Genomic DNA, 26,844 nt, shown 5'->3' on the forward strand with positions numbered 1-26,844 from the left:
AATGATGCCAATGATGCCAATGATGCCAATGATGCCAATGATGCCAATGATGCCAATGATGCCAATGATGCCAATGATGGCAGATAACGGACTATAAATATGGCTAACGTATATGTGGAACCGCGCCCGAAGGGCAGGCCAGACGGCGCGGCAATCGATCACTATGTGCTTGAGCATGCCGGTGGACTGAGCGTTGATGGAATTCGTCACGGAACGCAGGAGGCTGCCATCAAAGCAGCTAAAAGCTTGGGGCACAGTCCCTTAGTGGGACGTGTGCGGGATACCAGCAAAGGCAACCCTGACCACTGGAGATCGGCATAACTGATTTGAGTAGTGAAAGCGGTTAGGGCGATAGCGCAAGGGTGGGCTCGACTCTGAGGTTCACGCTACGTTTCCTTGTATAGCCGGCCCTGCTGCCTTTTTCGGGTAACAGGGCCTCTATGAACAAAGATGGACAGATTTATTTTTTGATTTCTATGTGGTAAATAAACAAGTCCCTATTTTCTAGTGATTTCTAATAAATAAATCTGTCCTGTTTTTTCGTCTATAGTTACTTTTCTGCGTGTTTTTTTCGGCGTTGTAAGCACAAGGATTGCAGAAATGCCCGACATAAGCAGTGCATATAACTGGACCGCAAATAATAACCATAATGTTCGCCTCTTCGCGCGCGCCACCATTGTCAGCGGGCGGCATGTCACAGAAAATTCACCTCAAACGTCTCAATGGCTGAATCGAGTCAGCATTGCAGCGAACAGTACTGACATGGTGTTGCAGACCCGGCCGATGTCTGGCACCAATTGGAGTGCCGTAAACCCGGCGGTAAGCATCACGCAGGCGCAACTACTAGCCTTCGTCAACTTTATTAATCAAAACTCTTACGATGATCAAGCGCATCGAGGTGTGCTCACCAATGCGACGTGGCGAGGCTTCTACAATGTTGCGCCGCGCGCCCTTGTCTATGTAGACCACGCTGGTGCACCCGCCGGCCCTCCAGCGCCGTTGCCAGACACCGTACCCTGCTACGACTGTGGGTTAGTGCATACGCTCGACAACATTTCAATTGACCACCAACGCCCCATTGGAGGTAATCCGTACGAAGCTATCTGTAAAGTCTTTCGTGCATTGGGCCTCACCCGTGGTACGGTCCAAGGCCCAAAAGGCGCGCATTTTCAAGCCATCCATATGGCCGCAGTGGGTGGAGTAGCATCTGTCTCTACTGCTAGGGCGGACAAGTACACCTTGAATACCCAAGGTGAGATTTATTACTCTCTTTTTTTTCACCGCAATATGCTTCAAGAGCTCGCTATTGCCTGTATGAATCACATTATTAATCTTCGTCCTCTCTGCAATGGTTGCAACACCCCTAACCGCAATACATCACATTACCCCTAGGTCCGTTGAAAAAATGTACGAATTTGTCTTTTGCCAGTCTTCAGGAGTGAAGGAAGAGGAGGCGGGGTTATTTGTTTTAACGCTATAAAGTTAAAGGGGGGGGCTGCAGAACTGAAAGGGGACAGATTTATTTTTTTGGATTTTTAGGTAGTAAATAAATCCGTCCCCATTTTTTCTGGATCGAAAAGGTGAATCAAACCATGGCACATCTAACCAGATTGCAGTTAATTGAATCAATTCTTGCTGAAATGGATCGCGTTTGGGGGACGGAAGGTTTTGGCGGTGAATTTGAAGCCTATGCGTGGCTGAAAGAGAACTTCGAGATATCGGAAGAGGAAGATGTACAGTGGCAGGACATACTTTCGGATTGGGCGGGCACGCTTGATGAAGACATAGCGGATCTGGGAAAAGACGAAATCAAAAAAGTGAAAGCGTTTTTGCAGGACGATTCGACCGTGACTGCATTCCTGGAAACGCTACTTCAGCGCTATAGAAGTTCTGATTTGACATATCATGGTTAAGTTGGGTGGTGCAAAAAGAGGGCGGATTTATCTGTTTTTATTTATAGGTAATAAATAAATCTGTCCCTATTTTTTTGGTCCCTATTTTTTTGCTATTTTTTGCTCATTATTTATTAGTCGTACGATTAACTATCCATACGGGGGCAGTCGGTGACGAGGGAATGGCTCGGGATCTGCGCGCGGGCGCTTAATTGAGGCAACATGTACCAAGGCGGAACAATATTCTCGATGGAACTAGCTATGGTGGCTAGATTGCTCGTGATACTTATAGCCATACAAGAATAACTGGATTTTGGCAAAAGCCTGATTACTTGATGAAAAATACGGCTGTAGTGATAGAAAATGTCCATGCTAAACAAGCAAAAATCAAAAGGTTGAATTTTTTGTTCATAGCCTTTGAGTGGTTAATCAGCTCTTCGATTTTTTGGGTGTTGTCTATCATTTGTGGGTGAGCGTCATTTCTCGCGCGGTATTCACGAGTATTTGTATCGGCATAATTCGCAATTATGCTTCCTCCAGCTCCAGAGCAGCCCAGCAAGATTACCTGATTAAGCAGTTCAATTTGCTTTCCAATATCCTCGGGAATGTGCATGGGGTACAGAACTAAATCCAGATACTGTGGGTAGAAGATTGGATAGAGAACTCCCAATGCAATCAGCCACATACCTTTGATAAATCGCTCCAGTACGATTTCAAGTAAGGTTATGAATATGATGGAAATTCTCACAACCGTGCTGAAAAAACCTACTGGTGCATATTCGGTACTCAAGAGTTTCGGTGTGCCATAAAGGAGCAGGAAAAAGCCGAGCGCGAATAGCGCGAGCATCAGAAATTTTTGTTTCGTTGTCATCTCTAGTTTTAGTCCTTTAAAGTTATCAAATTGGTATCGCCTCGTTGTCAGCGCTGTATCTCTTATCAACTTTTCCGGTCAGGTTCTTTTCTTAATTTTGGTGTGCGGAAAGAAAGTTGCAGAAAAAAGGTGAAGGGTTTATTTTTTAGAATGCTCACCTTTGGTCTTGATACTGCTCTTCTAATTTTATCCAGATGTACCTGTATCTATTCTTCAACCACATCACTAGTAAATCATTGGTTTTGATTTTAAGCCAGGTGCTCTTTTTCGACTTCAGCATTTTTTTTTCAATGTCGTCTTCCAGCTCCTCCCTGTTGAAGCAAAGCCATGTAGTTGGAAGTGTGCTCTCAAGGTTGGAGTGGCAAATAGGTGCCACCTCTTCAAAAAGGATGCGTTTTATTTCATCTCGATCGAATTCTCTTGTCCGCCTTGCAATTGCAGTATAGTCGACGTCGTTATCAACGAATGCATCTGATAGCGCCCAGCGTATATCCGCTCTCTGCTGTTTTGTCATAAAGGTATCAGATTTAAAAAAAAATTCTTTCAATGAGGTGTTTGAATTCATAGGTTTCAATGTGTGTCTTGTTGGTTGCAGGATTTATCTTAATTGTTAATGTTTTTTAAGATTTCTTTCCAGATATAGCTATAACTACGTCGAAGCCAAAGAACCTTCAGTTTGTCAAAAGCTCGACGCGCCCTGTTTTTTTCACGAGCTTGCAGTTCTTTTTCAATCTTGTCTAACAACCACTCATCTTTGAACCCTGTCCAGATGGGAGGTGCTGGCGTCTCAAGATTGCCAAAGCACACAGGAGCCACTTCTGAATACAGTATGTCTTCAACAATTTTCAGATCATAGGATTTAATTCGCTCCGCGATGTATGCATAGTCGACTTCGTTGTCAACGAAGGCTTCAGCCAATGCTATCTGGATCTTGGCTTTATCTTCCGGAGTTAAAATACTTCCCAATGGGAAAGCTCCTCTAATTCTTCGTCAAAAGTATCTGCAACTACGCTTCCAGCAATGCCACCTGCCATGCTGCCTAATAAAACTACGGCTACAGCGCACGCTGGTGCCGCTGGGCCGCAAATTGAGCTCACACCCCGCAAGGAAGCCGCCGGCGGCTCCCGGACAGCGAAAGGGGACAGATTTATTTTTCTCCAGTTATTCCTGCCTGCGTCATCACGAGTCATGCTGAACTCTCGGACATCAGCCGAGGAAAGGGGAAATTAAGGCTGCGCACCGCAATAGCACATTGCCCTCACTGCACGTTATCATTGCTCCCTTGCGCCAAGAAGCCACCAAGCCGTACCACTTATTACTCATGGATTAGAAAGCAGCATGGAAAGCAGAGCCCCTCTCGAACCACGCTGGGTTGATTACTACGCCTCGTTCGAAACAGTCGTCAACGATGGCGATACCCAGACCGATTTCGCCACCGTTGTGATCGACGCTATCCCAAAGTCTTCAGCTGTTGCCCTCAGAACGCTCAACGTTGATAGGGCTTTCGAAGATCTGGATAGGTACTTCCCGGTGTTCATGCTGACTGCGAAGCTTGAGGTGAAGCGAGCGAACGACCTTGTGGAAAATTCAGGTTGGATCGAATTGTCGATTAGCACTGACCCGCATGGCGACGAGGAAAGTTTCCAAGCCTCATCGATCACGTTCGAAGGCGATGAAGAACAAGCAGAAACTATATTTTGGGTTCGGGTGCGATCGACTTCTGTTGCAAAGAGAAATCTGAGCGCGCTTGCAGCGATAGCGGAATTTCCCACGGTGGCGGATGCCACAGCTCCGACTCTGATCCCTTTCGACTGCGCGCACGACGCTGTAGGCGTTGCGGTTTATGACGTGGGCCAAGCGAGCTTTTGCGCTCTGGTAGACCAATATGAACACCCCTTAATGTTCTTCGATTTTGGTTGGCCGCTGTCATTCAACAAAAAGTCGTTGCGGTTGCCAGGTCCGTTTTCGCCTATTGATGAATCCTTGCAAAGAAACGGCCCACAGCCGGTAGTTTTGTCTCATCTTGACTGGGACCACTGGGGGTTTGCGCAACTTTCCGGTAGGGCCCGGTTTGATCATCAGAACGGCCATTGGCATTCAGTCCCCAAATACAAGGAAGACGCCCTAAAACGGCCATGGCTAATGCGCCGGCCACGATTTCATCGCCACAAGCTTGGTCCGAGCCACATTCATTTCCTCTTGACGCTGAGTCGTACTTTCCTTCCAGATGGGACGTGCGCTCTAACATTTTGGCCTGCAAAACATTCGAAGTTATCTTTCACCAACTACACAATTATCCGATGCGGCCCTCCAAAAAACGGGAAAGCGAACTCTGCGTATCTCAGGAACAATGAGTCGTTGGCGCTAGCGGCAAAGCTTGAGAGCCGCCCTGAAAAAGTATTACTGACCGGAGACTCAGATTTCCCCTCCATCCCCGCTCACTATCTTAAGGGGCTAACTGGCATGGCTGCCCCTCACCATGGAGGGGCAATTACCAGGCATTCCACGCCTGCGGCACCGCGATATAGCCGAATGGTTCGCTCCACCTACCCTGGCTGCTATGAAAACGTTCCTTCACACTTGGCAGAAACTGAGGCGACAAATCAAGGCTGGGAACTTCACGATACAAACGACCGGGCCCTATGCCATTGCGCGCCTAGGTGTAACACACACGGTAATAAACTCATTCCACTGAGTGCAGATAATCCTAAGTGCAGTTGTGGCAATGTGCCCTCGTTCGGCCTGTGTCTCAGATAACGCCCCACCGAGGTTTTGATGGTCTCCAAGGTGCGGATCAGAACAGGGCAAAAGGGGACAGATTTATTTTTATCGGATTTCTAGATAGTAAATAAATCAGTCCCCATTCTGTTCCGGGCTGGCTGTGAATCAGGCGTTGGATAACGTCGAAATCAAGGTGTAACGGAAAACCCTTCCGTGGCCCGTGCCACGGAAGGGCAGTGTTTCTTCAGATTTCCCCACCATGGACGACAACTTACGCATTCCATTCCGCGTTTTGAGTTGTCCATGAAAAAACTAGTTGTCGTGATGTTCGCCGTCCTGTTTCTCGCAGGCTGTGCCAATCAGAAGTTCAAACCCGAATACCGCACTCAAATCCACACGGTGAAGATTCTCCCGGTGACGTGGAGCAACAAGGAAATGACCTACATGGGCCGTGAACAGGCCTGGGGTGCTGCGTTGGGTGCCGGCGTCGGCGCGGGTGTAGGGATGGCGTCGGGTGCCGGGAAGCTGGGTACGGCGGCGCTCAGTGGGGCCGGGTTTGCGGCGGGGTTGAAGGCTGGGGATCTGGCGTCGATGTCCACGGTCGAGGCGATTCAGTACAACATGGCGAGTGCTGATATCGACTTGGGCAAGTTGGTCAAGAAAGGTTTCGAAGATCAACTGGCGGCGACCGGCCGTTTCAAGGTGGTTGCCGAGAATGAACCGGCCGATGCAGAGATCAAGTTGACTGTGGTCAATTGGGGCTTTGCGCTGACTCAGGGTTTCAGCAGTGTGGTGTACCCGACGATTGTGGTGAACGGTTCGTTGAAGCGCGGCGAGGAGTTGATCTGGCAGCGCAATGAGCCGATTACCGCGTTCAACGGTGCCAACACGTATGGTTACGAGCCGCTGCGTTATCGCACCGAGCCGGAGCTGGTCCGTGAGGCGTTGACCGGTGTGTCGCAGATTGTCGGCAATTATCTGGTCAAGGATCTGAACGAGTAATGATCAGGCGTTGATGATCTGTTAGTGGCCGCTTTAGCCAAAAGTCAAAGCGGCCATTTCAATAAATCGACGAAACCAGGTAGTGATTAAAGTTAGCCGTAATTTCCTAAGCCCCGAAGTTAAAGGCTATGGAAATTCGCGGTCTCGTTCCTTCAAAACGTTGTACGGAATGCATCAACCAGGATGGAAACATGATGAAGGTTCCACTTTTGGCGGCGCACCTGCAACTGAAGCCGGCAGTCAGGCAATCTTCGACTCTCATTCGCAGCGCAGGATTGTAGGTCGATGCGACCATGCCCCGAGGGTCTACGAATTCCAGGTCGCCGCCCACCGCTGCACCGTCCTCGCGGCCGCCGGCGTCGACCCAGTAAACCCCTGACCAAAAAGCACCGGGGTGCCCATGGAGGGAGTTGCTGTGGCCAGCCTCGTTAACGTTTGCCCACGCGTTGAGTTTCCACTCGAAGCTGGGTTCGGTTAATCCATATTGGTCGCTATGAACCGCTGTCAGTTGAATGGCAAAGTCGGTGGCGAATTTCACCAATGCATCGCAGGCTTCGCCACCCCATTCAGGGAAGTCGTTTGCAGACTGCCAGCCACCTTCATTACTCCGATGTGCGCCGCGGCGATCTTCCGCCATACGGCGGGTGATTATAACTTTCAGTTCAGCATTGAGTCTTTCTGCATCCGGGTATTGGATACTCGCCAGGGGTGTTGCGAACAGCCGTCGAATCTTTATCAGTTCAGGATCTATTAGTGTTTTATTCGACTGCATTGAGTCTTATCCAAGTCTCGCTAGTTGCAAAAAACTATACCGAGCGAAATGAATAACCGATGTAAACCTTTGTTAAAAATTTCGTGGTAAGTACAACAGACCATCTTTGAGGCTGCGGGTGATTGAAAGAGAAGTCCTCGCCTGCGGTTGCCCAAACCTGAACCCGCGCTGTCGATCAAGAAAGTTTCATCTTCCCAGCTCCCACAAGCGCCTACGATGCAGGCATAAGGTCGTGCTATTTCGCGTTTGATCCCAGGGGAGCCCCACCATGCGTGCCAATGTCGTCAAAGTGCTGTTGATCGCTGCAGCTGTCTCGGTATTGAGTGCCTGTTCGGGCTCCGGTGGGTTGACCACTACCAGTTGTTTTTCTTCGGATTGCCAGTCGCCGGAAGGGCGCGCCAGCGCCAATACGCTGAAGTTCGGCGGCACCGGTATTGGTGCCAGTCTCAACCAGTACAGCTCCGGCATGTTGCATGACGATTGAATAGAAAAGGGCGCCCATCGCGGGCGCCCTTTTTCGTATGGCCTAGATCGCGCCGATGCGCTCGACGACTTTCTGCAATGCCGGTCGCTTGGCCAGCCACTCAGCCTTGGTAATCCCCAGCAGCACCACATCAATACGCTCGCCGTCCTTGAGGATGTTCTGCCGTCTGACGCCCTCCAGCTCAAATCCGAACTTCTGATGCATTTTCACCACCGCCGGATTGCTCGCCAGCACTTCGCAATTGAGCTTTTCCAGCCCCGCTTCGGCAAATGCGTAATCCAGCATCCAGAACTCGACCACGCTGCCCAGGCCTTTGCCTTGTAGTTGAACGTCGAGGTAAAACGCCCAATCAGCCGTCTTCTGTACGGTGTTGATTGCATTGAGTGAAACAACGCCAACCGCGCGCTCTTCCTTGAGCACGACAAACACTTGCTGGCGCGAATTGCCTTTGAGGGACGTCAACCAGTTCGCATGTTCCTGGTCGCTGATTTCATGGGAGGTGTACATGTACTTGCGCACGTCTTCCTGGTTTCGAAGGGTGCGGACGTGGGCCTGGATGGCGGGGTTGGCCTCGGTGAGGGGGACAAACTGCATGGTGCTTTCCTTGTCGCGCGGGCGCCTGAGCTGAACCCGCGGGGTCGATCGTTGATGTTTCAGGTTGTGTTCCCGGGCAGGCGCGCGGGAGGGGTGGGATTTGGGGGTATCGTTTTTTCCAGAGCAATCGCGAAATAAACACCAAATGTTTCAAGGCGTTATTGAACGGCGTCAGTGTTTTGCTCATAAAAAAGGGCGCCTATGGAGGCGCCCTTTTTCGTTTTACGTATTTCGTCCTGAAAGACTCACTGCGGCCCTGCCAGCCACTCGCCAATGACCTTCTGATACTTCCCGGTCACCTTGCTCAGGTGCAGCCACTGATCGACATACAGCTTCCAGCTCATGTCATCACGTGGCAGCAAATAGGCCTTTTCCCCGTACTGCATGAATTGCTCCGGGTTGACCGCGCAGAGACCGGGTTTCTGTTTCTGTTGATACCGCGCTTCGGAGGCGTCGGTGATCATCACATCAGCCTTGTTGTCGAGCAGTTGTTCGAAGATCGTCACGTTGTCGTGCAAGGCCAGTTGCGCCTTGGGCAGGAAGGCGTGGACGAAGGCTTCGTTGGTGCCGCCGGCGGGTTCGACCAGGCGCACATTTGGCTGGTTGATCTGGTCGATGGTCTGGTACTTGGACTGGTCGGCGCAACGTACCAGCGGGATCTTGCCGTCGACGTCGAGGGTGTTGCTGAAGTAGGCCTTTTTCTGCCGCTCCAGCGTTACCGAAATGCCGCCCATGCCGATGTCGCACTTGCCGGCCTGCATGTCCGGCATCAGGGTTTTCCACGTGGTCTGCACCCATTCGATCTTCACGCCGAGACTGTCGGCCAAGGATTGCGCCATGGCGATGTCGATGCCTTCGAAACCGCCGTCTGCGCGCTTGAAGGTGTAGGGTTTGTAGTCGCCGGTGGTGCAGACGCGCAACTGGCCTTGTTGCTGGATGGTGTCCAGGTGTGAGACTGGCTCTTGCGCATGGGCGGTGCTGGCCAGCGCCAGCAAACCGCAGAGGATCGTCGTGTTTTTTCGAATTGTCATGGAGATCGGGCTTGTGCAGTGGGAGTGCGGGCCAGTGTAGTGAAAGGGTTTGCCGGGTGTCATCCCGCGTCCGGCCCGAGCGTCCCCAGCCACGCCACCAGCGCCACGATCAACAGCGCAATCCCGAGCTCCACCGCAACACTGCGCCGTAGGGCATTGGCCGCCACTTGATGCTGGCCGTCGCGCAACGATTTTTCCAGCAACGGGCCGAGGTGAAAGCGGTTCAGCGCTGCTAAAACCAGCATGCCGGCAAACAGCACAACCTTGATCGCCAGCAGCATCCCGTAGGTGCGGAGCAAGACATCGTCCAGTGTCGGGCCGACGATGAACAGGTAATTCAGTACGCCGCTCACGGAAAGGATGAGCACAATCGCCGCGCCCACGCCTTCGAAACGTTTGACGGCCTCGGCCAGCGAACGAATACGTGTTTCGCTGAACAGAGCGTCGAGCCGCGACATCAAGATCAACGCCAGCATGGCGCCCATCCACGCACCCGCCGCGAGCAGGTGCAGGATGTCGCTGAGCAGATGCCAGGCGTTATCCATCGCGCCGTGCCCGCTCCAGGCCAGAGAGGCGAGGGCGAGTGCGCCGGCTATCGACGCCAGCCACACACCCGGCCAGATCATCACGACGATCAGCGCAATCATCCGCACCGCCCACGCCAGCCCGACATCGGTTTCAAACAGCATCATTTGCAGATGCGGCCACAGCGCCGCGAATTCCGTTTCGCCGCTCATGGCGCGGGTCATCAGCACCAGTCCGGCGACCGACAGCAATGCCCCGATCAACGCCATCCCGCGCAGCATCGGCCGACACCGCAGCATCGCGTCAACGTTGTACAACCCAAACAACGCCACCCCGAACAACAGCAGCAAATCCACGTACAACGCCATCCGCAGGAGGATGTTGATCAGGTCGGCCATCGGTCACTTCACTTTGAACGTGACGTTGCCGGTGATCGGGTGAGTGTCCGACGACACCGCGCGCCATTCGACCTTGTAGGTGCCGGCCGGCAAAGGCGAGAGCGGGGTGACAAGCATGGTTTTCGGATCGCTGCCGGCGCTGACTTTGGCCTTCATCGGCATCGGCGAGTGGGCCATGCCGGGCATTTCGGTCATCACCAGTTTGGCGCCGGAGAACTGGGTCATCAGGTTCTCCGAGAAGCGCAGTTCGATTTTCTCCGGTGGTGCGCCGTCCGCGCCTTCGGCCGGGGTCGACGACAGCAGTTTCGGGTGGGCCTGAGCCAGGGAGCTCAAGAGCAATCCGGTGGCGAGGATGAAGGTTGTTTTGATCATGCGCATGCGAGGCCTCTTACCGCTCTTCGGCGGTGGTTTTCAGGGGTGGATGAAACGGATTCAGAACCACAGCCGTACGCCGAGGACGAGTCGCGCTTCGCTGCGATCCTCGCCTTCTTCCCGTGCGTAATCGGCGGTGTTGCCGTAGGTGCGGTTCCAGGTCACGCCGATGTATGGCGCGAATTCGCGGCGGATTTCATAGCGCAAGCGCAACCCGGCTTCGGTGTTCGAGAGACCGGAGCCGAGGCCGCGTTGCGGGTCGTTTTTGCCATAGACGTTGAGTTCGGCGGTCGGCTGCAGGATCAGGCGATTGGTCAGCAGGATGTCGTAGTCGCCCTCCAGCCGTACGGCGCTCTGGCCGTTTTCGCCGATGAATGCCGTGGCTTCGGCTTCGAAGTTGTACAGCGCCATGCCTTGCAGACCGAACGCGGCCCAGGTTTGCGGGGCGCCGGGTTTGAAGTCCTGGCGCACGCCGCTGACCACGTCCCACCACGGCGAAATCGCGTGGCCCCACAGCGCCTGGATCTCCGCGTCTTCGGTCTTGCCGTTGCTGCGTTCACCCTCGGAACGCAGCCACAGACGATCGATGTCGCCGCCGATCCAGCCAGACAAATCCCAGGCCAGGGTGCTGGCGTCGTCGCCGTTCTGCCATTCGAGTTTGTCGGCGAGGAAGTAAGTGTTGATCGCGCTGTCGTGCACCTGGTGGCCACCGTGACTGGTGAACACGGCGGCGCGGTCGGCGTCGGTCAGCTTCGGGATCGGCGTGCGGCTTTCAGTTGGCGCGGCGGGCTGCATCATGCCGTCGTCCATGCTTTGCATATCGCCCATCTGGCTGTGGTCCATGCCCTGCATGTCGTTGGCGGCAAACGCCGAGGCCATCGACAGGAGTGACAACGAAAACACGGCAAATCGAGTCATGGTCGGCGTCCTCATTCTTCCACCCGCACTTCACGGAACATGCCCATTTCCATGTGATAAAGCAGATGACAGTGAAAGGCCCAGCGGCCCAGCGCATCAGCGGTCACGCGATAGCTGCGGCGCGTGCCGGGGGGCATGTCGATGGTGTGTTTGCGCACCTGGAAGTCGCCGTTTTCGTCTTCCAGATCGCTCCACATGCCGTGCAGGTGAATGGGGTGAGTCATCATCGTGTCGTTGACCAGCACCAGGCGGATGCGCTCGCCGTACTTCAAACGCAGGGGCTCGGCGTCGGAGAACTTGATGCCGTTGAACGACCAGGCGAATTTCTCCATGTGGCCGGTGAGGTGCAGTTCGATGGTGCGGCTCGGGTCGCGGCCGTCGGGGTCTTCGAAGGTGCTGCGCAGGTCGGCGTAGGTCAGCACGCGGCGCCCGTTGTTGCGCAGGCCGAGGCCGGGGTCGTCGAGTTTCGGGGCGGTGGTCATGGCTTGCATGTCCACCAATGGATTGTCCTTTTCGCTGTCGGGGTGCGACTGCATCGGGCCCATGTTCATGCTGGCGTGGTCCATGCCGCTCATGTCCATCGAACCATGATCCATGCCGCCCATGCCCATGTCGTCCATGGTCACCAGCGGGCGCGGGTCCAGCGCCGGCACCGGGGCCGACAACCCGGCGCGGGCGGCGAGGGTGCCTCGGGCGTAGCCGGTGCGGTCCATGGCCTGGGCGAACAGGGTGTAGGCGTCGGCGGCAGGCTCGACGATCACGTCATAGGTTTCCGCCACGGCGATGCGCAACTCATCGACGGTCACCGGTTTGACGTGCAGGCCATCGGCGGCGACCACGGTCATTTTCAAGCCGGGAATACGCACGTCGAAGTAAGTCATGGCCGAACCGTTGATCAGCCGCAGACGCAGCTTTTCACCGGGCCGGAACAGCCCCGTCCAGTTGGAATCCGGTGCGTGGCCGTTCATCAGGAAGGTGTACGTGGCGCCGCTGACATCGGCGATGTCGGTGGGATTCATCTTCATCTGCGCCCACATCGTGCGATCAGCGACGGTGGCGCCCCAGCCTTTTTCGCCGACGTCATGGATGAAATCGCCGACGGTGCGTTTGTGGAAGTTGTAGTAGTCGGACTGCTTTTTCAGGGTCTTCATCAGGCTGGCCGGCTCTTCGTCGGTCCAGTCGCTGAGCATCACCACATGCTCGCGGTCGTAGTGGAACGGCTCCGGCTCCCGGGCGTCGATCACCAGCGGCCCATAGACGCCGGCCTGCTCCTGCAACCCGGAATGGCTGTGATACCAGTAGGTGCCGTGCTGGCGCACCGTGAATTGATAGACGTACACGCCACCCGGTTCGATGCCGTGAAAACTCAAACCCGGCACGCCGTCCATGTTGGCCGGCAGCAGAATGCCGTGCCAATGGATCGAGGTGTCGGCCTTGAGCCGGTTGCGCACCCGCAGGGTCACGGTGTCGCCTTCGCGCCAGCGCAGCAGCGGGCCGGGCACGCCGCCGTTGATGGTCATCGCGGTGCGCGGCTGGCCGGTGAAGTTGACCGGGGTTTCGCCGATGAACAGTTCGAAGTCTGTACCGCTGAGCTCATTTACCTGGCCGGGGCTGTTCAACGCCCAGACCGGCGTACGCCACAGACCGAGGCCGCCGAGCAGACCGCCGGCGGCCAGGCCTTTGACAAAGGTGCGTCTTGAGGTGGTGGAAGGCATGCGCTGGAAGTCCCCGTTTGACCAATGACGGGGAGGCTAACCAGCGCCGGCTTTCAGTTGGCTGAGGCGCGGATTACAGTTGTGTCAGGTTCGGCGGGCGAGGTTGTCCGCCAGGTCTCGTGCCTGTTGCGATGCGGCGAACCGCGAATCGCGATCGACCTCTTCACCGAAGATCGTTTTCTCGACAATCAACGTGTGCACATCGCTCACGCCGATAAACTCCAGCCACGCTTCCATGTACGGTTTCTGAAAATCGAAACGCTCGGCCGGCGTGATCGACTGCGCGGAAAAATCCATCCCCCGCGCATAGGCCACGACGGCTTTCTTGCCTTGCAGCAAACCTCGCAACCCGCGCTCCGGATCGAAGCTGAAGAGGATGTCTTTCTGCGACACCAGGTCGATGAAGTGCTTGAGCTTGTAGGGAATGCTGAAATTCCACAGCGGCACCGAGAACACCAGCACATCGGCCCCGCGTAGGTGGGCGGCGAGGTCTTCGAGGGTCTGCCAGGCCGATTGTTGCGACGGCGTCAGCGGCGTTCCACTCAGGCCTGCGTATTTGGCGTTCATCGCGTCCTCGTCGAACTCCGGCAGGTGCAGGCTCCATAAATCGAGCGTGCGAACCTGGGTCTGCGGATCATTTTGCCGATAGCGCTCAATGAAACGGTGCGCCACTTCAATGGACGCGGAGCGCTGTTTGCGGGGAGAGCATTCGATGTGCAGGAGGGTGGTCACGGTGAGCCTCGACATTCGGGTAGGGAAGGCGAGGTATTGCAACATAGCTGGCTTCTCACTATAAATCGTAAATAAATCGGCCATTGATCACGTATTCAACTATGTTCGACGCCCTGTTGTTGAAGACCTTTGTCACCGTTGTCGACGAGGACGGCTTCAGCCGTGCCGCCGAAAAACTGCACCTGACCCAATCGGCGGTCAGCGGTCATCTGCGACGGCTGGAAGAGCAGATCGGCAAACCGTTGCTCAAACGCACGACCCGCTCCCAGCAATTGACGGCGGATGGCGAGCGCTTGATCGCCTATGCGCGCACGATTCTGGCGCTGAATCGTGACGCCTGGGCACAGCTCACGCGCACGCCGTTTCAGGGACGGGTGCGGATTGGCGTGTCGGAGGATTTTGTCGAGCCACGGTTGCTGAGGGCACTGCAGGACTGCGCGGCGCAGCATCCGGGCATGGAGATCGATGTGCAGGTCAACATTCCCGGTACGTTGTTGAACCAGATGAAGCAGGGCAATCTGGAGTTGGTCATCGGGTCGCTGTGCGAGACCCGAGAGCCGGGGTTGTTGCTGTGGCAGGAACCGCTGGTGTGGGCGTGGTCGGCGCAACCGGTCGCCCAATTGCCGACGCCGTTGCCGCTGGCGCTGTTCCCCGAACCCTGTCCGTATCGCGAAGCCGCGTTGACCCGCCTGGCCCAGGCCGGCATTGCCCAGCGCACCGCGATGCTCTGCACCAGCACCGCTGGCTTGCGTGCCGCGGCGTTGGCCGGGTTCGCGGTGGCGCCGATGGCCGCCAGCCAGTTGGGGCAGGGCCTGGCGGCGCTCGGTGTGGAGCTGGGTTTGCCGACGCTGCCGGACGCGGAGTTTCGCCTGTTCACGGCGAGTCATGCCGATCCACAGATGATCGAAGCGGTTTCCCGGGTGATCGTCGACTATTGCTCGGCGCGACGGGAGTGAAGCGTCCTACAACCCGAGACCTTCCTGAACCACCAGCAGCAGGTTGTTTTCCGTCAGGGCAATCGCATCCAGCTGTTGCCCGGTCTCGATCGTCTGCAACCACCAATGACTCTCGCCGTGTTCGTCGACGGTCCGCAGCAGGGAAGTGTCCCGGCCCGGCAGGACGATCTGCACGCGACCGGCACCGTCCTCGGTGAAACGCGCGATGGGATCAAAGGTCAGGCTGTGATGGTTGGCCTCGATGATCAATTGGTCGATGGCGTAGTCGTGCGTCTCGCCTTCCGGCGAACTTTCGCAAACATGGGTAGGATTTCGCCGAATCTTCAGTCCCACCTCGGTGACCGGTTGTAACCAGCCCTCGATGCGGTGATACAGGTCGTAGACCACCGCCGGCCAGCAATCGATTTCCAGTTCGGCGCAGGTGATGTCGTCCGCGTGGGTGTGCCGGGTTTGCTTGAGCTTCGCGGCGAGTTCGTCTGCTTTACTCATTTCGGGATCCCTGTTTTTGGTGTCTGCTTATTAATCGTAGACCTTTCAACGTAGTACAGCTTTGCCTTGCGTCATGCGCTTGCAACACTGGCATGACTCAATCAGCCCCTGACCACTTGACGGTCAGATCACAAAAACCATGGACGCCAGCGTCCCAAGGAACGGGAAGATGAAAAAGCTTTTTACAATTATGGCGCTGATTGCGCTGACGGTCGGTAGCATCGGCCTGAGTTCGGCGCGTCAGTCGCATGCCAACAAGGCACCCACGGAATCAGTGGCGGGGGTGTTCGATTACTACCTGCTGACGCTGTCCTGGTCGCCGACGTTCTGTCTGACTCACAAGGACGATCCTCAGTGCACCGGCAAGGGCTACGGTTTTGTCCTGCATGGCCTGTGGCCGCAATACGCCAAGGGCGGCTGGCCGGAATCCTGCCCGCCGCTGACCAACCTGTCGGCCGCCGAAACCGCCAAGGGCTTGACGCTGTTCCCGACGAAGAAACTCCTCGATCACGAATGGAGCAAGCACGGTACCTGCAGCGGTCTCGGTGCAATGGGCTATTTCGACGAAGCGGATAAAGCCGTGGCGGCGGTGACAATCCCGCAAGAGCTGCAACCGTTCAGCAACTCTTATTACTTCGAAGCGCAAGAAATCGCCGACCTGTTCCGCAAGAGCAATCCGGGCATCCCGGCAGACGGCATTGCCGTGATCTGCAGCGGCCCGGAACTCTCGGAAGTACGGGTGTGCATGGGCAAGGACCTGCAATTCGGCGCCTGCGGCAAGGGCGTGAAAACCCAGTGCCGGGCAGGGGATATCCGGGTTCCGCCGTCGCGCTGACCTGAGCGGTAACCGACCACAAAAACAGGCGCCTTTTCAGGCGCCTGTTTTTTTATGTTTACACGACAGGGCTTATGTCATCCGAAGATACGCCGATACCGTACAGCGGCACGGAAGCACCACTGACTCCATAGAAGGCAAGAAACTGAACAATGTTTGAATATATCTGGCGCAGCATCAATTCCCCAGGCTACTTCCCCAACGTACTGGATTGGATGATCCATATTCTCCTCAACCCGCTCATGGTGATGATGTGCCTGATGGCCGGAGCGCTGACCGGCAAATGGTGGAGAGCCATCCCCTACGGCAGCCTCACGTGTTATGTGGTGTTTCTGAGCCGGTCGTCATTTTATCGGTGGGGAAGCATTTTTCCCTCAGCCGGCCTGCCTGCGCTGTTCATTGATGGTGCACTGTTGGCCCTTCTCGGCTTTTATTTGAACGGCGTACTCAGAACTCGCTCGGAAGCTAAACCCGAAGGCCATTGGTTGCGCTGGCTTTATAAACGCCTGAAGGTCGTCATGCAGATACTTGTGGTGATGTTCTGGGTGCTCGTGGTGCTGTTTGTCGTGGCCTTCACCGTCTCGGTTGCTACCCAACCGTCACTGGTGAACTGACTCACCTCCTGCTAGCCAGCGGCTGTACGAAAAATCGCCGAGTGTCGATCAGGCAGTTTTCGTACATAGCCCAGGCCGGTCGCCGGCGAGCCTCTGCATTAACACAGACAGGCCTTCCCTGTTTCAACGACGTTTACATTCTTCAAGCTCTTGCTGGCTGGCTAACTGAGTAGAGATACCAAGTCGATACCAGCAGTAGTCCATGACTTGAGTTCTCTCTTCATCATTGAGTTCGGACAGTTTTTTATCGTCTGACTCGTACGCGAAGATGTTCACGAATCTCAACTTGAGCGTCGGGTGCTTTTTGATGAAAAAAACTTTCTCTGGATACGCATCTTCCAATTTTTTGTAGTAACCCACAAAAAAGAGTGCTGAGGTCAATGCTGCTAGTGCGAGGACGATCAGTAATCTCATGAGGCCGGTGGCCGTAGCAGTGCAATGCCACTGGAACAGGTATCACCCTGGCGTGCAGCCGCCAAGCCATCGAAAAATACGTCCGGAGAGCCAGTCGCTATCGCATTGGTCCCGTGTCCGGGGAGTGGGCATTTGCTGGGATCGGTAAGACGGGCGGCAGGCTTTGCCATCATTTGACTCCTGTCATCACGTTTGTGGGGGAGAACTGTATCAAAGAAAAATAAATTACATCGCAGGTCATCCATTTCCGCTGCGCGCCGATATCAACGGGGTCGGGATTGTCTCGGTGGCACTTGGTTGCCCCGCACTATCCGGTGGGCTACGCTCACAAAAAACAAGGGTTTCGGGCCTTTGCCCCTGTCGTACCTGCCCAGGACACGCTTTTGCCTATCCCCATTCACGATCCGCATCAGGCCCCCGGCGGCACACTCAAGCGTTTGCCGCTGCGAAAGGCGGCGGTGCTGTTCATCGTTGCGGTGTGTCTGTGCCTGTCCGGTCTGCTGTATTTGCAGATCGAGCAGTCGCGCCGGCAGGATCTGGCGAATGCGCAGATGTCTTCGGCCAACCTGACCCGGGCGATGGCGCAGCAGGCCGAAGACACCTTTCTGGCCGCTGATCTGGTGATGACCAGCCTGGTCGACTGGATTCAGGAAGACGGCTATGGTGCGGCGCAGAAGCCGCGTTTGCAGAGAACCTTCGCGCGCCGGGTGCAGCAACTGGAGCAGTTGCACGGCATGTTCCTGTTCGATCGCGAAGGGCAGTGGGTGATCACCTCATTCCCTGATCTGCCGCGAGGCAACGGCGTGGCGGATCGCGAGTACTTCAAGTTTCACCAACAGAACGTGTCGGCCGTGGCGCACATCGGCCCGGCGATCCGCAGCCGTGAAAACGGTGATTGGATCATCCCGATCTCCAAACGGGTCAACGACCGCGCCGGAAATTTCCAGGGCGTGTTGCTGGCCGGCATCAAGATGTCGTACTTCGACCGGTTCTTCAAAAGCTTCAGCCTGGATGACAACGGCACCATGTTCCTCGGACTGACCGACGGCACTTTGCTTGCGCGCCGGCCGTTCGACGATGCGTTGATCGGTACCTCGCTGGCCAAGGGCGAGATCTATCAGACGCTGTTGCCGAACGCCTCCGCCGGTACGGCGATGATCGATTCTGTGGTCGATGGGGTCACACGACTTTACGGTTATCGGCAGCTCGAAAGTTATCCGCTGGTGGTGTCTGCCTCTTCCTCGCGGGACACGATTCTCAAGGGCTGGCATGACCGCGCCTTCCAGTCCAGCGTCATCGTGGCGCTGGTGATGCTTGGGGTTGGGCTGTTTGGCTGGGTGTTCATCCATCAGGTGCGTGACGGCGAGCGGATCGAGAAAAACCTGCTCAAGGCCCAGCGGGCGCTGGAGCTGATTGCCACCCACGACAGCCTGACCGGGCTGGCCAACCGGCGCCTGTTCGAGCAATCGCTGGAGATTGAATTCGCCCGGGGCGCCCGGCAGTCGAGTCCGATCAGCCTGATCATGCTCGATATCGATTTCTTCAAGCGCTACAACGATGCCTACGGCCATGTGGCCGGCGATCATTGCCTGACCCAGGTCGCTCTGGTGGTGAAGAACTGCTGCCAGCGCAAATCCGATCTGGCGGTGCGCTACGGCGGCGAAGAGTTTGCGGTGCTGTTGCCGGACACCGACATCAACGGCGCGCTGGCGATTGCCGGGCAGATCCGCCGCAGCGTCATGGACAAACACATTACCCACAGCGGCTCGCCCACCGGTTATCTCACCGTGAGCCTGGGCTGCTATTCGTTCATTCCGCTCGGCAACGACAGCCCGGAATTGTTCATCCAGCGTGCCGATGCGGCGCTGTATCAAGCCAAGAACGCTGGTCGCAATCGCGCTGCGGTGTTGTCGATGGACTGCGGCATTGGTGAGTTGATGCGTTCGGACCGCTGATCGCCAACATAAAAAAGAGCAGGCCACGGCCTGCTCTTTTTCGTTGGGGCGGCGGATGAAGTGCCGTGACTCAGAAGTCCACGGTCGCCGAGACTTTCAGCGTGCGAGGCGTGCCCTGGGTCAGGTAGCCGCCGTTGGCCGAGGCCCAGTAGGCTTCGTTGGCGACGTTTTCCAGATTGGCTCGCAGGGTGATCTGTTTTTCGTCCAGTTTGAAGGCGTAGCGCGAGCCGAGGTCGAAGCGGGTCCACGCTGGAATGCTCTGCGTATTGGCCGCGTTCAGGTACTGACCGCCGGTGCGCAACATGCGGGCGCTGAGGGCGGCGCCTTCGAGCCCCGGAATGTCCCAGTCGGCACCGAGGTTGAATTGAAAGCGCGGCACCCCGACGGCGCGGTTGCCGTCATTCACGCCGTTGGCGCTGCCTTCGAGTTCCGTCTTCATCAAGGTCGCGCCGCTGAGCAGGCGCAGGCCGTCGAGCGGTTCGCCATAGACGTTGAGTTCCACGCCTTTGTTGGTCTGCTGGCCGTCGACCCGGAAGATCCCGTCCTGGGTGTAACTCGACGGCTGTTCGATGCGGTAGACGCCGAGGCTGGCGCCGTAGCTGCCCATGTCCAGGCGCACGCCGGCCTCGACCTGTTTGCTGCGCACCGGGGCGAAGGTTTCGTCGCGGTTGATCGCGGTGGTCGGCGGCGTCGGGCCCTTGGCCAGGCCTTCGATGCGGTTGGCGTAGAACGACACGTGTTCCCACGGCTTGATCACCAGGCCGTAGACCGGGGTGGTGATCGATTCGTCATAACTTGACGTGCGTGCCCCGGTGACGGTGCTCCAGCCGTCGACTTTCAGTGTCTGGCGGCGCACGCCGAGGGTCAGCAGGATGCGGTCATCGACGAAGCCGAGAGTGTCGGAAATCGCCTCGCTGCGCAGGGTGTTCTTGCCGGTGATGCGCGGGTCGTTGATGTCGCTGGCAAACGAGGTGGCGGGCGGGCGCGGCTTGTCGGTGACGTTGTACAGGTTGGTGCTGTAGCGTGCGGCGCTGCCGATGGTTTCGTAGGCCGAGCGCTGCTCGCCCCAGATGCCGGCCCAACCGAGGTTCAACTGATGGGTAACGGGACCGGTGTCGAAGCGACCGTTGAGCCCGGCCATGGCGCTTTGGTTGTCTTCGTCGTGGGGCGAATAGAGCATGCCGCCACGGGCGTTGCCGTTGAGGTCGGTGACGGTCAGCGACGAGTACACCCCGTTTTCCCGGGTGTGTTTGGCACCACCGGACACATAGGCGGTCCAGTTGTCGTTGAGGTCATATTCGGCGCGGGCCATGCCGAAGGTGTCTTCGAGTTGCGAATAGCTCCAGCGCTGGGCGTAGCTGGCGTTGGCGTCCGGCACCTTGGGGGCTTTTGTCAGGCTCGAATCGACATAGATCACCGAGCGCCCCTGATTGATCACCTGCTTCTGATAACCGAAGTCGGTCGAGACCCGCAGGCGTTCACCGCGATAGTCCAGGCCGACGCTGAACAGCGACGAGCGCTGGTCTTCGTCATCGACGGCGGTGTCACCTTCGCGCTGCATCAGGTTGACCCGCGCGCCGAAGCGGTTGTCTTCGCCGAAGCGCTGGCCCAGATCCAGATGCCCGCCGACCCGACCGTCAGCGCTGTAGTCGAGGGTGACGCTGCGTGTTGGCGTGTCCATGGCGCGTTTGGGTTGCAGGTTGATCCCGCCCCCAATGCCGCTGCCGCTCGGAGTCACGCCGTTGACGAACGCGTTCGGGCCCTTGAACAGTTCCACCCGATCCAGCGCTTCGACGGCGATGATCTGCCTTGGCAGCACGCCGTAGAGGCCGTTATAGGAAATGTCATCGGAGGCCAGCGGCAGACCGCGGATCATGAACATCTGCGAGAAGTTGCCGAAGCCGTTGGACTGGCGCACCGAGGCATCGTTGAGCAGCACATCGCCGACGGTTTGCGCCTGTTGATCGGCCATGGTCTTGGCGGTGTAACTGGTGACGCTGAACGGCAGGTCGTTGACTTCCTGGTTGCCGAGCATGCCGACCTGCGCGCGGCGGGCGACCTGTTCGCCGCCGTAGGTGTCGCCGCTGTCGTCGCGCAAGGCACTGACATTGGTGGCGCCCAGTTCCAGTGCGCCGTCCGCCGCGACTTTCGGCGCCACCGTGTAACCGTTGTGACCAGTGCTGATCAGCTCGAAACCGCTGCCTTCCAGCAAGCGGGCAAAACCGCTCTGCGCGGTGTAACTGCCTTGCAGGCCGGGGCTCTGGCGATTGCCCAGTTGCGCCGGATCGAACGACAACGGCACGCCGACGCTGACCGCAAATTGCGCCAGCACATGGCTGAGCAGGCCGGGGCCGATGTTGACACTTTGGCTGGTGCTTTCGCGGGTGCTGTCGGCGGCGTGGCCGAGGGTCGGCAGCAGCGCGCCGAAGGCCAGGGCAAGGCTCAGGTTCAGGGCCTTGAGCGGGAAAGTGGCGGGGCGGGACGTGGGCAATGCGGTCATTCGGCGATCCTGTCGAGCGCGTGGAATTGAAAGGTCTATCCACTCACCGAACGAGACGCGAAAAGGTATCAGTGAACATCGAAATTAATTTCACCGGCTTCAGACACGGGGCTCCACCGACAGCCAATAGCGGGTCAGGCTGTTGATGTTCAGCGGCAGGGTGTCGCTGAGTAGACGCAGGCTGGCGTCGGTGTCGCGCAGGGAAAATGCCCCGGACACGCGCATCGCCGCGACGTCCGGATGACAGCGCAAGACGCCCCGACGATAGCGGCTCAGTTCGCCGAGCAATTCGTCCAGGCGCATGTTGCTGGCCAGCAGCATGCCTTTGTCCCAGGCCAGGCTCGCGGTGTCGAAGGTTTCGGCGCTGTCGAAGCCGTTCAGTTTGAAGCGCTGGCGCTCGCCGGCCTTGAGCATTGCGTTTTGCTTGAGCAGTTCCGGGGTGATTTGTACTTGCCCCTCCAGCACCGACACCAGGCTGCGCGACCCCTCGGTGCGCACGCAGAACCGCGTGCCGAACGCACGGGCCACGCCTTGTGGGGTTTCGACCATGAACGGGCGGGCGGCGGCATCGCTGGCGGTGTTGATCAGCACCTCGCCGTTGAGCAGCAAGACCCGGCGCTCGACCGGGCTGAAAGCGATGTTCACGGCGCTGTCGGTGTTGAGCAGCAACTGAGTGCCGTCCGGCAGTTGCAGCGTTTTTTGCTCGCCGACGGCGGTGCGCTGATCGGCGGTCCATTGCTGCCAGGGCACATGTTGCGAGGCGATGCCCAGTGGTCCCGCCATCAACAGCAGGCCGAGGCGGGTGAGCGTCTGACGACGGCTGAGGCCTTCTTTGCGCGAAGCCCGTTGCAAGGTCTGGATCGCCACATTGGCCGGCACACTGCGTAAATCCCCCAGCAGCGCTTCGGCCCGCAGCCAGGCCTGGGCGTGTTCGGCGCTGCGGCTGCGCCATTGGGCGATGGCCTGATGATCCGACGGCGAGGCGCTGCCCGAATGCAATTGCACCAGCCAGTCGGCGGCTTCACCGAGAATCTGCGGATTGATCATCGACGAACTCATCAGGCGACACTCAGGCAGGCAATGAACGCGGCGCGCATGTGGCGTTTGACGGTAATCAGCGAAACACTCAGGCGCGTGGCGATCTGTGCGTAGGTCAGGCCTTCGATCTGCGACAGCAGGAAAGTGTCGCGGGTCTGCGCCGGCAACTCGCGCAGCAACGCTTCGATGCGCCACAGGGTTTCGAGAATCAGATAGCGGGTCTCCGGCGACGGCACCTCGGCGGCGGGGAGGCTGGCGATGGTTTCCAGGTAGGCGCGCTCGATGTCCTGACGGCGCCAGCGGTCGATCACCAGACCTTTGGCAATGTGCGTCAACAGCGCCCGGGGTTCGCTGCCCAGCGGTTTGATCACCTGGCGGGTGAGCAGGCGCAGGAACGTATCGTGCGCCAGGTCGGCCGCATCGCAGCGATTGCCCAGCTTGCGCTGCAACCAGCCCTGCAGCCACCCGTGGTGTTCGCTGTAGAGCGTCTGGACTTGCTGATTCAAGGGCTGATCGAGGGACGACATGAAGGGCAGATACTCGTTTCGGGCGTCCGTTGCCTGGTTGCAATGTAGAGGTGCAATCGAGAGTGCGAAAAGTGTGCAATTAAGAATTGATCGCATTCTAGTGGCACGGAACGAGCGCTGGCAATTGCCCCCCGACACTTTCTTTTCTGACGCCAACCAAGTGGCCTACTCGTCTTCCGGGAGATTGGCTATTTGCCTGACCCGCCCCCGGGACTAACGTAGCCACACATTCACTCGCCCCGGAGAACCACCATGAAACCTCGTGCCGATTTCTACACCGCTTCCCCAGACGCCCTGAAAGCGATGATCGCCCTGGAAACCGCCGTCTCGAAACTGCCGCTGGAAAAGACCCTGATCGAACTGGTCAAGCTGCGCGCCTCGCAAATCAATGGCTGTGCGTTCTGCATCGACATGCACACCACTGACGCGATCAAGGGCGGCGAAACCCCACGTCGATTGTTCGCCGTGACGGCCTGGCGCGAAGCCCCGTTCTTCACCGACCGTGAGCGCGCCGCGCTGCTGTGGACCGAATCCCTGACTCAACTGAGCCTGACCCACGCCCCGGACGAAGATTACGAAGCGGTCGCTGCCCAGTTTTCGCCGAAAGAAATGGTCGACCTGACCGTGGCGATCAGCACCATCAACAGCTGGAACCGTCTGGCCGTGGGCTTTCGCAAAACCCCACAAGCCTGATCGGTCAATGTGCATCGGCACTCGGCGCGGCCGGTGGTTGCACCTTGCGCATCAAGGGCACCATCGCCGTGGCGATCACGAAGCACACCATGATCATCAGGAACGTGTCGCCATAGGTTTGGGTCTGCGCCTCGCGGTAGGTCAGCAGCCATAACTGATGCAGGCCGGCGGTGATGCCGACGTCACCGCTCTGACCCTGTGCGGCGAAGTTGCCGCCGACCTGGGCCAGCCACTGATTCAACGCTTCGTTACTGCTGTTCAGATGCTCCGCCAACCGCGTGAAGTGCAGGTTGGTGCGGTCGTTGAGAATGGTCGCGCACGCCGCAATCCCGATCGCACCGCCCAGGTTGCGCATCAGGTTGAACAGGCCCGAGGCGTGTTTCAACCGCGCCGGGGCCAGCCCGCCAAGCGTCAGCGTTACGGCCGGCGGCACCGCCAGTTGCTGGGCAATCCCGCGCAGGGCTTGCGGCAGCATCAATTGCCCGGCACCCCAATCGTGGGTGATCGGACTGAATTCCCACATCGACAACGCAAACAACGCCAGGCCCGCCATCATGATCCAGCGCAGATCGATGCGATTGGCCAGAAAGGCGTACAGCGGAATCGCCATGATCTGGAACACCCCGGTGGAAAAAACCGCCAGACCAATGTCCAGCGCACCGTAGCCACGCACCCGGCCGAGAAACAGCGGCGTCAGGTAAATCGTCGCGAACAGGCCGATCCCGGTGACGAAGGAAAAGAAGCAGCCGAGGGCGAAGTTGCGATCCTTGAGCGCGCGCAGGTCGACGATCGGATTGGCCACGTGCAGCGTGCGGCCAACGAACGCCACGCCGGCCAGGGCGCTGATCCACGCGGTGGTCAGGATGGTCTGGTCGCTGAACCAGTTCCAGCGCGGGCCTTCTTCGAGGGTGTATTCCAGGCAGCCGAGAAACAGTGCGAGAAACACCATGCTCAGATAGTCCGCGCCCTTGAGCAGCGACAGTTCCGGCTGATCGATCTTGACCAGCATCGGCACCGTCACGGCGACGAAAATCCCCGGCACCAGGTTGATGTAGAACAGCCAGTGCCAGGACGAAATGTCGGTGATCCAGCCACCAATCACCGGGCCCAATGTCGGTGCCAGCGAAGCCACGGCGCCGATGGTGGCGGCAGCAATCACTCGCTGCTTGCCCGTGAAGAAAAAGAACGCCGTGGTGAACACCAGCGGAATCATCGAGCCGCCGAGAAACCCTTGCAGCGCCCGAAAGGCGATCATGCTCTGGATGTTCCAGGCCGCGCCGCACAACAGGCTGGCGAGGGTAAAACCGACTGCCGAGGCGCAGAACAGCCAGCGGGTCGAGAACACCCGCGACAGCCAACCCGACAGCGGGATCACGATGATCTCGGCGATCAGGTAACTGGTCTGCACCCACGCCGTTTCATCGGTGCCGGCGGACAACCCGCCGCCGATATCCCGCAGCGAGGCCGAGACGATCTGAATGTCCAACAGCGCGATGAACATGCCGATGCACATGGTGGCGAAGGCGAACACTTTGGTTGCCGTCGCCATCTCGGCGGCATTGAACGGCTGCGCAGGGACAGCGAGGGCGCGGCTCATGGCGCGCTGGCCACGGCGGTGGTTTCAGGCTGGGCACGGGTGTCGACTTCAGCCGTCACCGACAGGCCCGGACGCAGATGACCGAGCACGCCGTCGGCGGGGTCGAGCAGGATCCGCACCGGCACACGCTGGACGATCTTGGTGAAGTTGCCCGTGGCGTTTTCCGGCGGCAGCACGCTGAACTGCGAACCGGTGGCGGGGGCGAGGCTGTCGAGGCGGCCGTGGAATTCCTGGCCGGATAAAACGTCGGCGCGGATGCTCACGCGCTGGCCCGGTTTCATCCGCGCCAACTGGTCTTCCTTGAAGTTGGCATCGACCCACAGACCGCTGGCCGGCACCACCGACAATTGTTGCGAACCGGCCTGAGCGTAGGCGCCGACCCGCGCGCGGCGGTTGCCGATCACGCCGTCGACCGGGGCGCGCAGTTCGGTGTAACCAAGGTTGAGTTGCGCCAGATCACGCTCGGCCCGGGCTTGCTGGAGGGCGGCGCGGGCCTGTTGTTTCTGGGTTTCGATCACGGTGAGTTGGCGTTGCGCAGCCAGCAGTTCGGCCTGGGCCTTGGCGCTCAAGGCTTGCGCGGTCTTGAAGGTGGCGTCGGCCCGTTGCGCACTTTCCACCGAGACTGCATTGGTGGTCACCAGGCGTTTGTAGCGTGCGTTGTCGTCCCGGGAACGGGCGGTTTCGGCACCGGCAGCATCGATGCCGGCGCGGGCCTGACCGATCACCGCTTGTTGCAGTTGCTCGGTGGCGTCGAGGTTGGCCAGCAGCGCTTCTTCGGCGGCTACTGCGCCTTCGGCCTTGGCCAGATTGGCGCGATAGTCGCGGGCGTCGAGGCGGATCAGCACGTCGCCGGCCTTCACCGGCTGGTTGTCGCTGACCAACACTTCCTCGATGTAACCGGCGACTTTCGGCCCGATCACCGTGACGTCACCGCCAATGTAGGCATCGTCGGTCTCTTCGAGAAATCGACCGGCACCCCACCAATGCGCGGCGTACAACCCGGCGAACACCAGCGCGGCCAGACCCGCAGTGGGCAACAGCAGGCGTTTGAGCAGGGGAGGTTTGGAAGCGCTGACCGGAACGGCGAGATCGGGTTCAACGGTGGGCATGCTGGTCATGGCGTAATACCTGCGGCTGATACCGGCAAAAACGGGTTGTTATTACGGCTGTAATATGACGCAGGTAATATTTTGTGGCAA

29 protein-coding genes and 1 pseudogene are annotated in these 26,844 nt (G+C 57.9%); 10 read left to right on the top strand and 20 right to left on the bottom strand.

Annotation, left to right across the window (positions count from 1 at the left end):
• Window positions 1–210 (bottom strand): hypothetical protein (locus tag AC1RR7_RS00490; RefSeq protein WP_493155668.1); only part of this gene is annotated, 210 nt, incomplete at its 3' end.
• A 390-nt stretch (window positions 211–600) separates the two neighbouring features.
• On the opposite strand from AC1RR7_RS00490, the gene AC1RR7_RS00495 reads away from it, so the two are divergent.
• Window positions 601–1,392 (top strand): hypothetical protein, encoded by a 792-nt coding sequence (locus tag AC1RR7_RS00495; RefSeq protein WP_493155669.1) that lies wholly within the window; start codon window positions 601–603, stop codon window positions 1,390–1,392.
• Window positions 1,393–1,592: 200 nt separating this feature from the next.
• Window positions 1,593–1,913 carry a hypothetical protein gene (locus AC1RR7_RS00500; RefSeq protein ID WP_493155671.1) on the top strand — a complete coding sequence of 107 codons (321 nt, stop codon included), beginning with the start codon at window positions 1,593–1,595 and terminating at the stop codon, window positions 1,911–1,913.
• Window positions 1,914–2,220: 307 nt separating this feature from the next.
• Here the strand turns inward: AC1RR7_RS00500 and AC1RR7_RS00505 are convergent, their stop codons facing one another.
• The 3 genes from AC1RR7_RS00505 to AC1RR7_RS00515 all read right to left on the bottom strand — a co-directional run bounded on the left by AC1RR7_RS00505 (window position 2,221) and on the right by AC1RR7_RS00515 (window position 3,729).
• Complete coding sequence (locus AC1RR7_RS00505; protein WP_493155672.1) at window positions 2,221–2,763, bottom strand: hypothetical protein; 543 nt, start codon at window positions 2,761–2,763, stop codon at window positions 2,221–2,223.
• Window positions 2,764–2,917: 154 nt separating this feature from the next.
• The gene (locus AC1RR7_RS00510) at window positions 2,918–3,328 is read right to left on the bottom strand and encodes a DUF7079 family protein (protein WP_493155674.1); all 411 of its coding nucleotides are present in this window, start codon (window positions 3,326–3,328) and stop codon (window positions 2,918–2,920) included.
• 38 nt (window positions 3,329–3,366) lie between these two features.
• Window positions 3,367–3,729, bottom strand: coding sequence for a DUF7079 family protein (locus tag AC1RR7_RS00515; protein WP_493155675.1), 363 nt, complete (start codon window positions 3,727–3,729; stop codon window positions 3,367–3,369).
• 372 nt (window positions 3,730–4,101) lie between these two features.
• On the opposite strand from AC1RR7_RS00515, the gene AC1RR7_RS00520 reads away from it, so the two are divergent.
• Together AC1RR7_RS00520 and AC1RR7_RS00525 are read left to right on the top strand one after the other, a co-directional pair.
• Entirely contained in the window at window positions 4,102–5,520 is a 1,419-nt protein-coding gene (locus AC1RR7_RS00520) for a hypothetical protein (RefSeq protein ID WP_273536830.1), read from the top strand.
• A gap of 267 nt (window positions 5,521–5,787) precedes the next feature.
• Window positions 5,788–6,486 (top strand): hypothetical protein, encoded by a 699-nt coding sequence (locus AC1RR7_RS00525; protein WP_493155677.1) that lies wholly within the window; start codon window positions 5,788–5,790, stop codon window positions 6,484–6,486.
• Between the two features lie 106 nt (window positions 6,487–6,592).
• On the opposite strand, the gene AC1RR7_RS00530 is transcribed toward AC1RR7_RS00525, so the two are convergent.
• Window positions 6,593–7,258 carry a TIGR02466 family protein gene (locus AC1RR7_RS00530; RefSeq protein ID WP_273540045.1) on the bottom strand — a complete coding sequence of 222 codons (666 nt, stop codon included), beginning with the start codon at window positions 7,256–7,258 and terminating at the stop codon, window positions 6,593–6,595.
• A gap of 268 nt (window positions 7,259–7,526) precedes the next feature.
• Between AC1RR7_RS00530 and AC1RR7_RS00535 the strand changes: the two genes are divergently transcribed.
• Window positions 7,527–7,742: a hypothetical protein gene (locus AC1RR7_RS00535; protein WP_096822039.1), complete on the top strand. Its 216-nt coding sequence runs from the start codon at window positions 7,527–7,529 to the stop codon at window positions 7,740–7,742.
• 42 nt (window positions 7,743–7,784) lie between these two features.
• On the opposite strand, the gene pseH is transcribed toward AC1RR7_RS00535, so the two are convergent.
• The 7 genes from pseH to AC1RR7_RS00570 form a co-directional block, all read right to left on the bottom strand.
• The gene (pseH, locus tag AC1RR7_RS00540; protein WP_493155679.1) at window positions 7,785–8,336 is read right to left on the bottom strand and encodes a UDP-4-amino-4,6-dideoxy-N-acetyl-beta-L-altrosamine N-acetyltransferase; all 552 of its coding nucleotides are present in this window, start codon (window positions 8,334–8,336) and stop codon (window positions 7,785–7,787) included.
• A 245-nt stretch (window positions 8,337–8,581) separates the two neighbouring features.
• Entirely contained in the window at window positions 8,582–9,367 is a 786-nt protein-coding gene (locus AC1RR7_RS00545) for a transporter substrate-binding domain-containing protein (RefSeq protein ID WP_173861401.1), read from the bottom strand.
• Window positions 9,368–9,426: 59 nt separating this feature from the next.
• Complete coding sequence (gene copD / locus AC1RR7_RS00550) at window positions 9,427–10,290, bottom strand: copper homeostasis membrane protein CopD (protein WP_493155681.1); 864 nt, start codon at window positions 10,288–10,290, stop codon at window positions 9,427–9,429.
• 3 nt (window positions 10,291–10,293) lie between these two features.
• Window positions 10,294–10,668, bottom strand: coding sequence for a copper homeostasis periplasmic binding protein CopC (gene copC / locus AC1RR7_RS00555; protein WP_102622334.1), 375 nt, complete (start codon window positions 10,666–10,668; stop codon window positions 10,294–10,296).
• A 54-nt stretch (window positions 10,669–10,722) separates the two neighbouring features.
• Window positions 10,723–11,580: a copper resistance protein B gene (locus tag AC1RR7_RS00560; RefSeq protein ID WP_493155683.1), complete on the bottom strand. Its 858-nt coding sequence runs from the start codon at window positions 11,578–11,580 to the stop codon at window positions 10,723–10,725.
• 11 nt (window positions 11,581–11,591) lie between these two features.
• Entirely contained in the window at window positions 11,592–13,295 is a 1,704-nt protein-coding gene (locus AC1RR7_RS00565) for a copper resistance system multicopper oxidase (protein WP_493155685.1), read from the bottom strand.
• Window positions 13,296–13,379: 84 nt separating this feature from the next.
• On the bottom strand, window positions 13,380–14,027 hold the full coding sequence (locus AC1RR7_RS00570) for an NAD(P)H-dependent oxidoreductase (protein WP_273539191.1): 648 nt from the start codon (window positions 14,025–14,027) through the stop codon (window positions 13,380–13,382).
• A 101-nt stretch (window positions 14,028–14,128) separates the two neighbouring features.
• Here AC1RR7_RS00570 and AC1RR7_RS00575 point away from each other — a divergent pair, with 101 nt between their 5' ends.
• Entirely contained in the window at window positions 14,129–14,983 is an 855-nt protein-coding gene (locus AC1RR7_RS00575; protein WP_192558537.1) for a LysR substrate-binding domain-containing protein, read from the top strand.
• Between the two features lie 6 nt (window positions 14,984–14,989).
• Here AC1RR7_RS00575 and AC1RR7_RS00580 read toward each other — a convergent pair whose 3' ends face one another.
• Entirely contained in the window at window positions 14,990–15,472 is a 483-nt protein-coding gene (locus AC1RR7_RS00580) for a hypothetical protein (RefSeq protein WP_096822030.1), read from the bottom strand.
• 169 nt (window positions 15,473–15,641) lie between these two features.
• Here AC1RR7_RS00580 and AC1RR7_RS00585 point away from each other — a divergent pair, with 169 nt between their 5' ends.
• Both AC1RR7_RS00585 and AC1RR7_RS00590 read left to right on the top strand, forming a co-directional pair.
• On the top strand, window positions 15,642–16,307 hold the full coding sequence (locus tag AC1RR7_RS00585; protein ID WP_096822029.1) for a ribonuclease T2: 666 nt from the start codon (window positions 15,642–15,644) through the stop codon (window positions 16,305–16,307).
• 152 nt (window positions 16,308–16,459) lie between these two features.
• A complete protein-coding gene (locus AC1RR7_RS00590) occupies window positions 16,460–16,921 on the top strand; it encodes a hypothetical protein (protein WP_493155687.1) in 462 nt (153 codons plus the stop codon).
• A 123-nt stretch (window positions 16,922–17,044) separates the two neighbouring features.
• Here the strand turns inward: AC1RR7_RS00590 and AC1RR7_RS00595 are convergent, their stop codons facing one another.
• Window positions 17,045–17,335, bottom strand: a complete 291-nt coding sequence (locus AC1RR7_RS00595) for a hypothetical protein (RefSeq protein ID WP_102622341.1) — start codon at window positions 17,333–17,335, stop codon at window positions 17,045–17,047.
• Window positions 17,336–17,352: 17 nt separating this feature from the next.
• Window positions 17,353–17,505 (bottom strand): annotated as a pseudogene (locus tag AC1RR7_RS00600) (PAAR domain-containing protein); the annotation flags it as partial.
• A gap of 213 nt (window positions 17,506–17,718) precedes the next feature.
• Between AC1RR7_RS00600 and AC1RR7_RS00605 the strand changes: the two are divergent.
• A complete protein-coding gene (locus AC1RR7_RS00605) occupies window positions 17,719–19,290 on the top strand; it encodes a sensor domain-containing diguanylate cyclase (protein ID WP_493155689.1) in 1,572 nt (523 codons plus the stop codon).
• Between the two features lie 70 nt (window positions 19,291–19,360).
• Here the strand turns inward: AC1RR7_RS00605 and AC1RR7_RS00610 are convergent, their stop codons facing one another.
• The 3 genes from AC1RR7_RS00610 to AC1RR7_RS00620 all read right to left on the bottom strand — a co-directional run bounded on the left by AC1RR7_RS00610 (window position 19,361) and on the right by AC1RR7_RS00620 (window position 23,355).
• Window positions 19,361–21,790, bottom strand: coding sequence for a TonB-dependent siderophore receptor (locus AC1RR7_RS00610; protein WP_493155691.1), 2,430 nt, complete (start codon window positions 21,788–21,790; stop codon window positions 19,361–19,363).
• 99 nt (window positions 21,791–21,889) lie between these two features.
• Window positions 21,890–22,849, bottom strand: coding sequence for a FecR domain-containing protein (locus AC1RR7_RS00615; protein ID WP_102622343.1), 960 nt, complete (start codon window positions 22,847–22,849; stop codon window positions 21,890–21,892).
• Window positions 22,849–23,355: a sigma-70 family RNA polymerase sigma factor gene (locus AC1RR7_RS00620; protein ID WP_493155693.1), complete on the bottom strand. Its 507-nt coding sequence runs from the start codon at window positions 23,353–23,355 to the stop codon at window positions 22,849–22,851. Before AC1RR7_RS00620 ends, AC1RR7_RS00615 begins: the two co-directional genes overlap by 1 nt.
• Before the next feature lie 252 nt (window positions 23,356–23,607).
• On the opposite strand from AC1RR7_RS00620, the gene AC1RR7_RS00625 reads away from it, so the two are divergent.
• Window positions 23,608–24,048: a carboxymuconolactone decarboxylase family protein gene (locus AC1RR7_RS00625; RefSeq protein WP_096822023.1), complete on the top strand. Its 441-nt coding sequence runs from the start codon at window positions 23,608–23,610 to the stop codon at window positions 24,046–24,048.
• 4 nt (window positions 24,049–24,052) lie between these two features.
• Here the strand turns inward: AC1RR7_RS00625 and AC1RR7_RS00630 are convergent, their stop codons facing one another.
• Together AC1RR7_RS00630 and AC1RR7_RS00635 are read right to left on the bottom strand one after the other, a co-directional pair.
• Window positions 24,053–25,645 carry a DHA2 family efflux MFS transporter permease subunit gene (locus tag AC1RR7_RS00630; RefSeq protein ID WP_493155695.1) on the bottom strand — a complete coding sequence of 531 codons (1,593 nt, stop codon included), beginning with the start codon at window positions 25,643–25,645 and terminating at the stop codon, window positions 24,053–24,055.
• Window positions 25,642–26,763: an HlyD family secretion protein gene (locus AC1RR7_RS00635; RefSeq protein WP_096822021.1), complete on the bottom strand. Its 1,122-nt coding sequence runs from the start codon at window positions 26,761–26,763 to the stop codon at window positions 25,642–25,644. The genes AC1RR7_RS00630 and AC1RR7_RS00635 overlap by 4 nt, the downstream gene beginning before the upstream one ends.
• Window positions 26,764–26,844 lie beyond the last annotated feature (81 nt).

This window comes from Pseudomonas sp. GW821-FHT11G12, assembly GCF_058808055.1.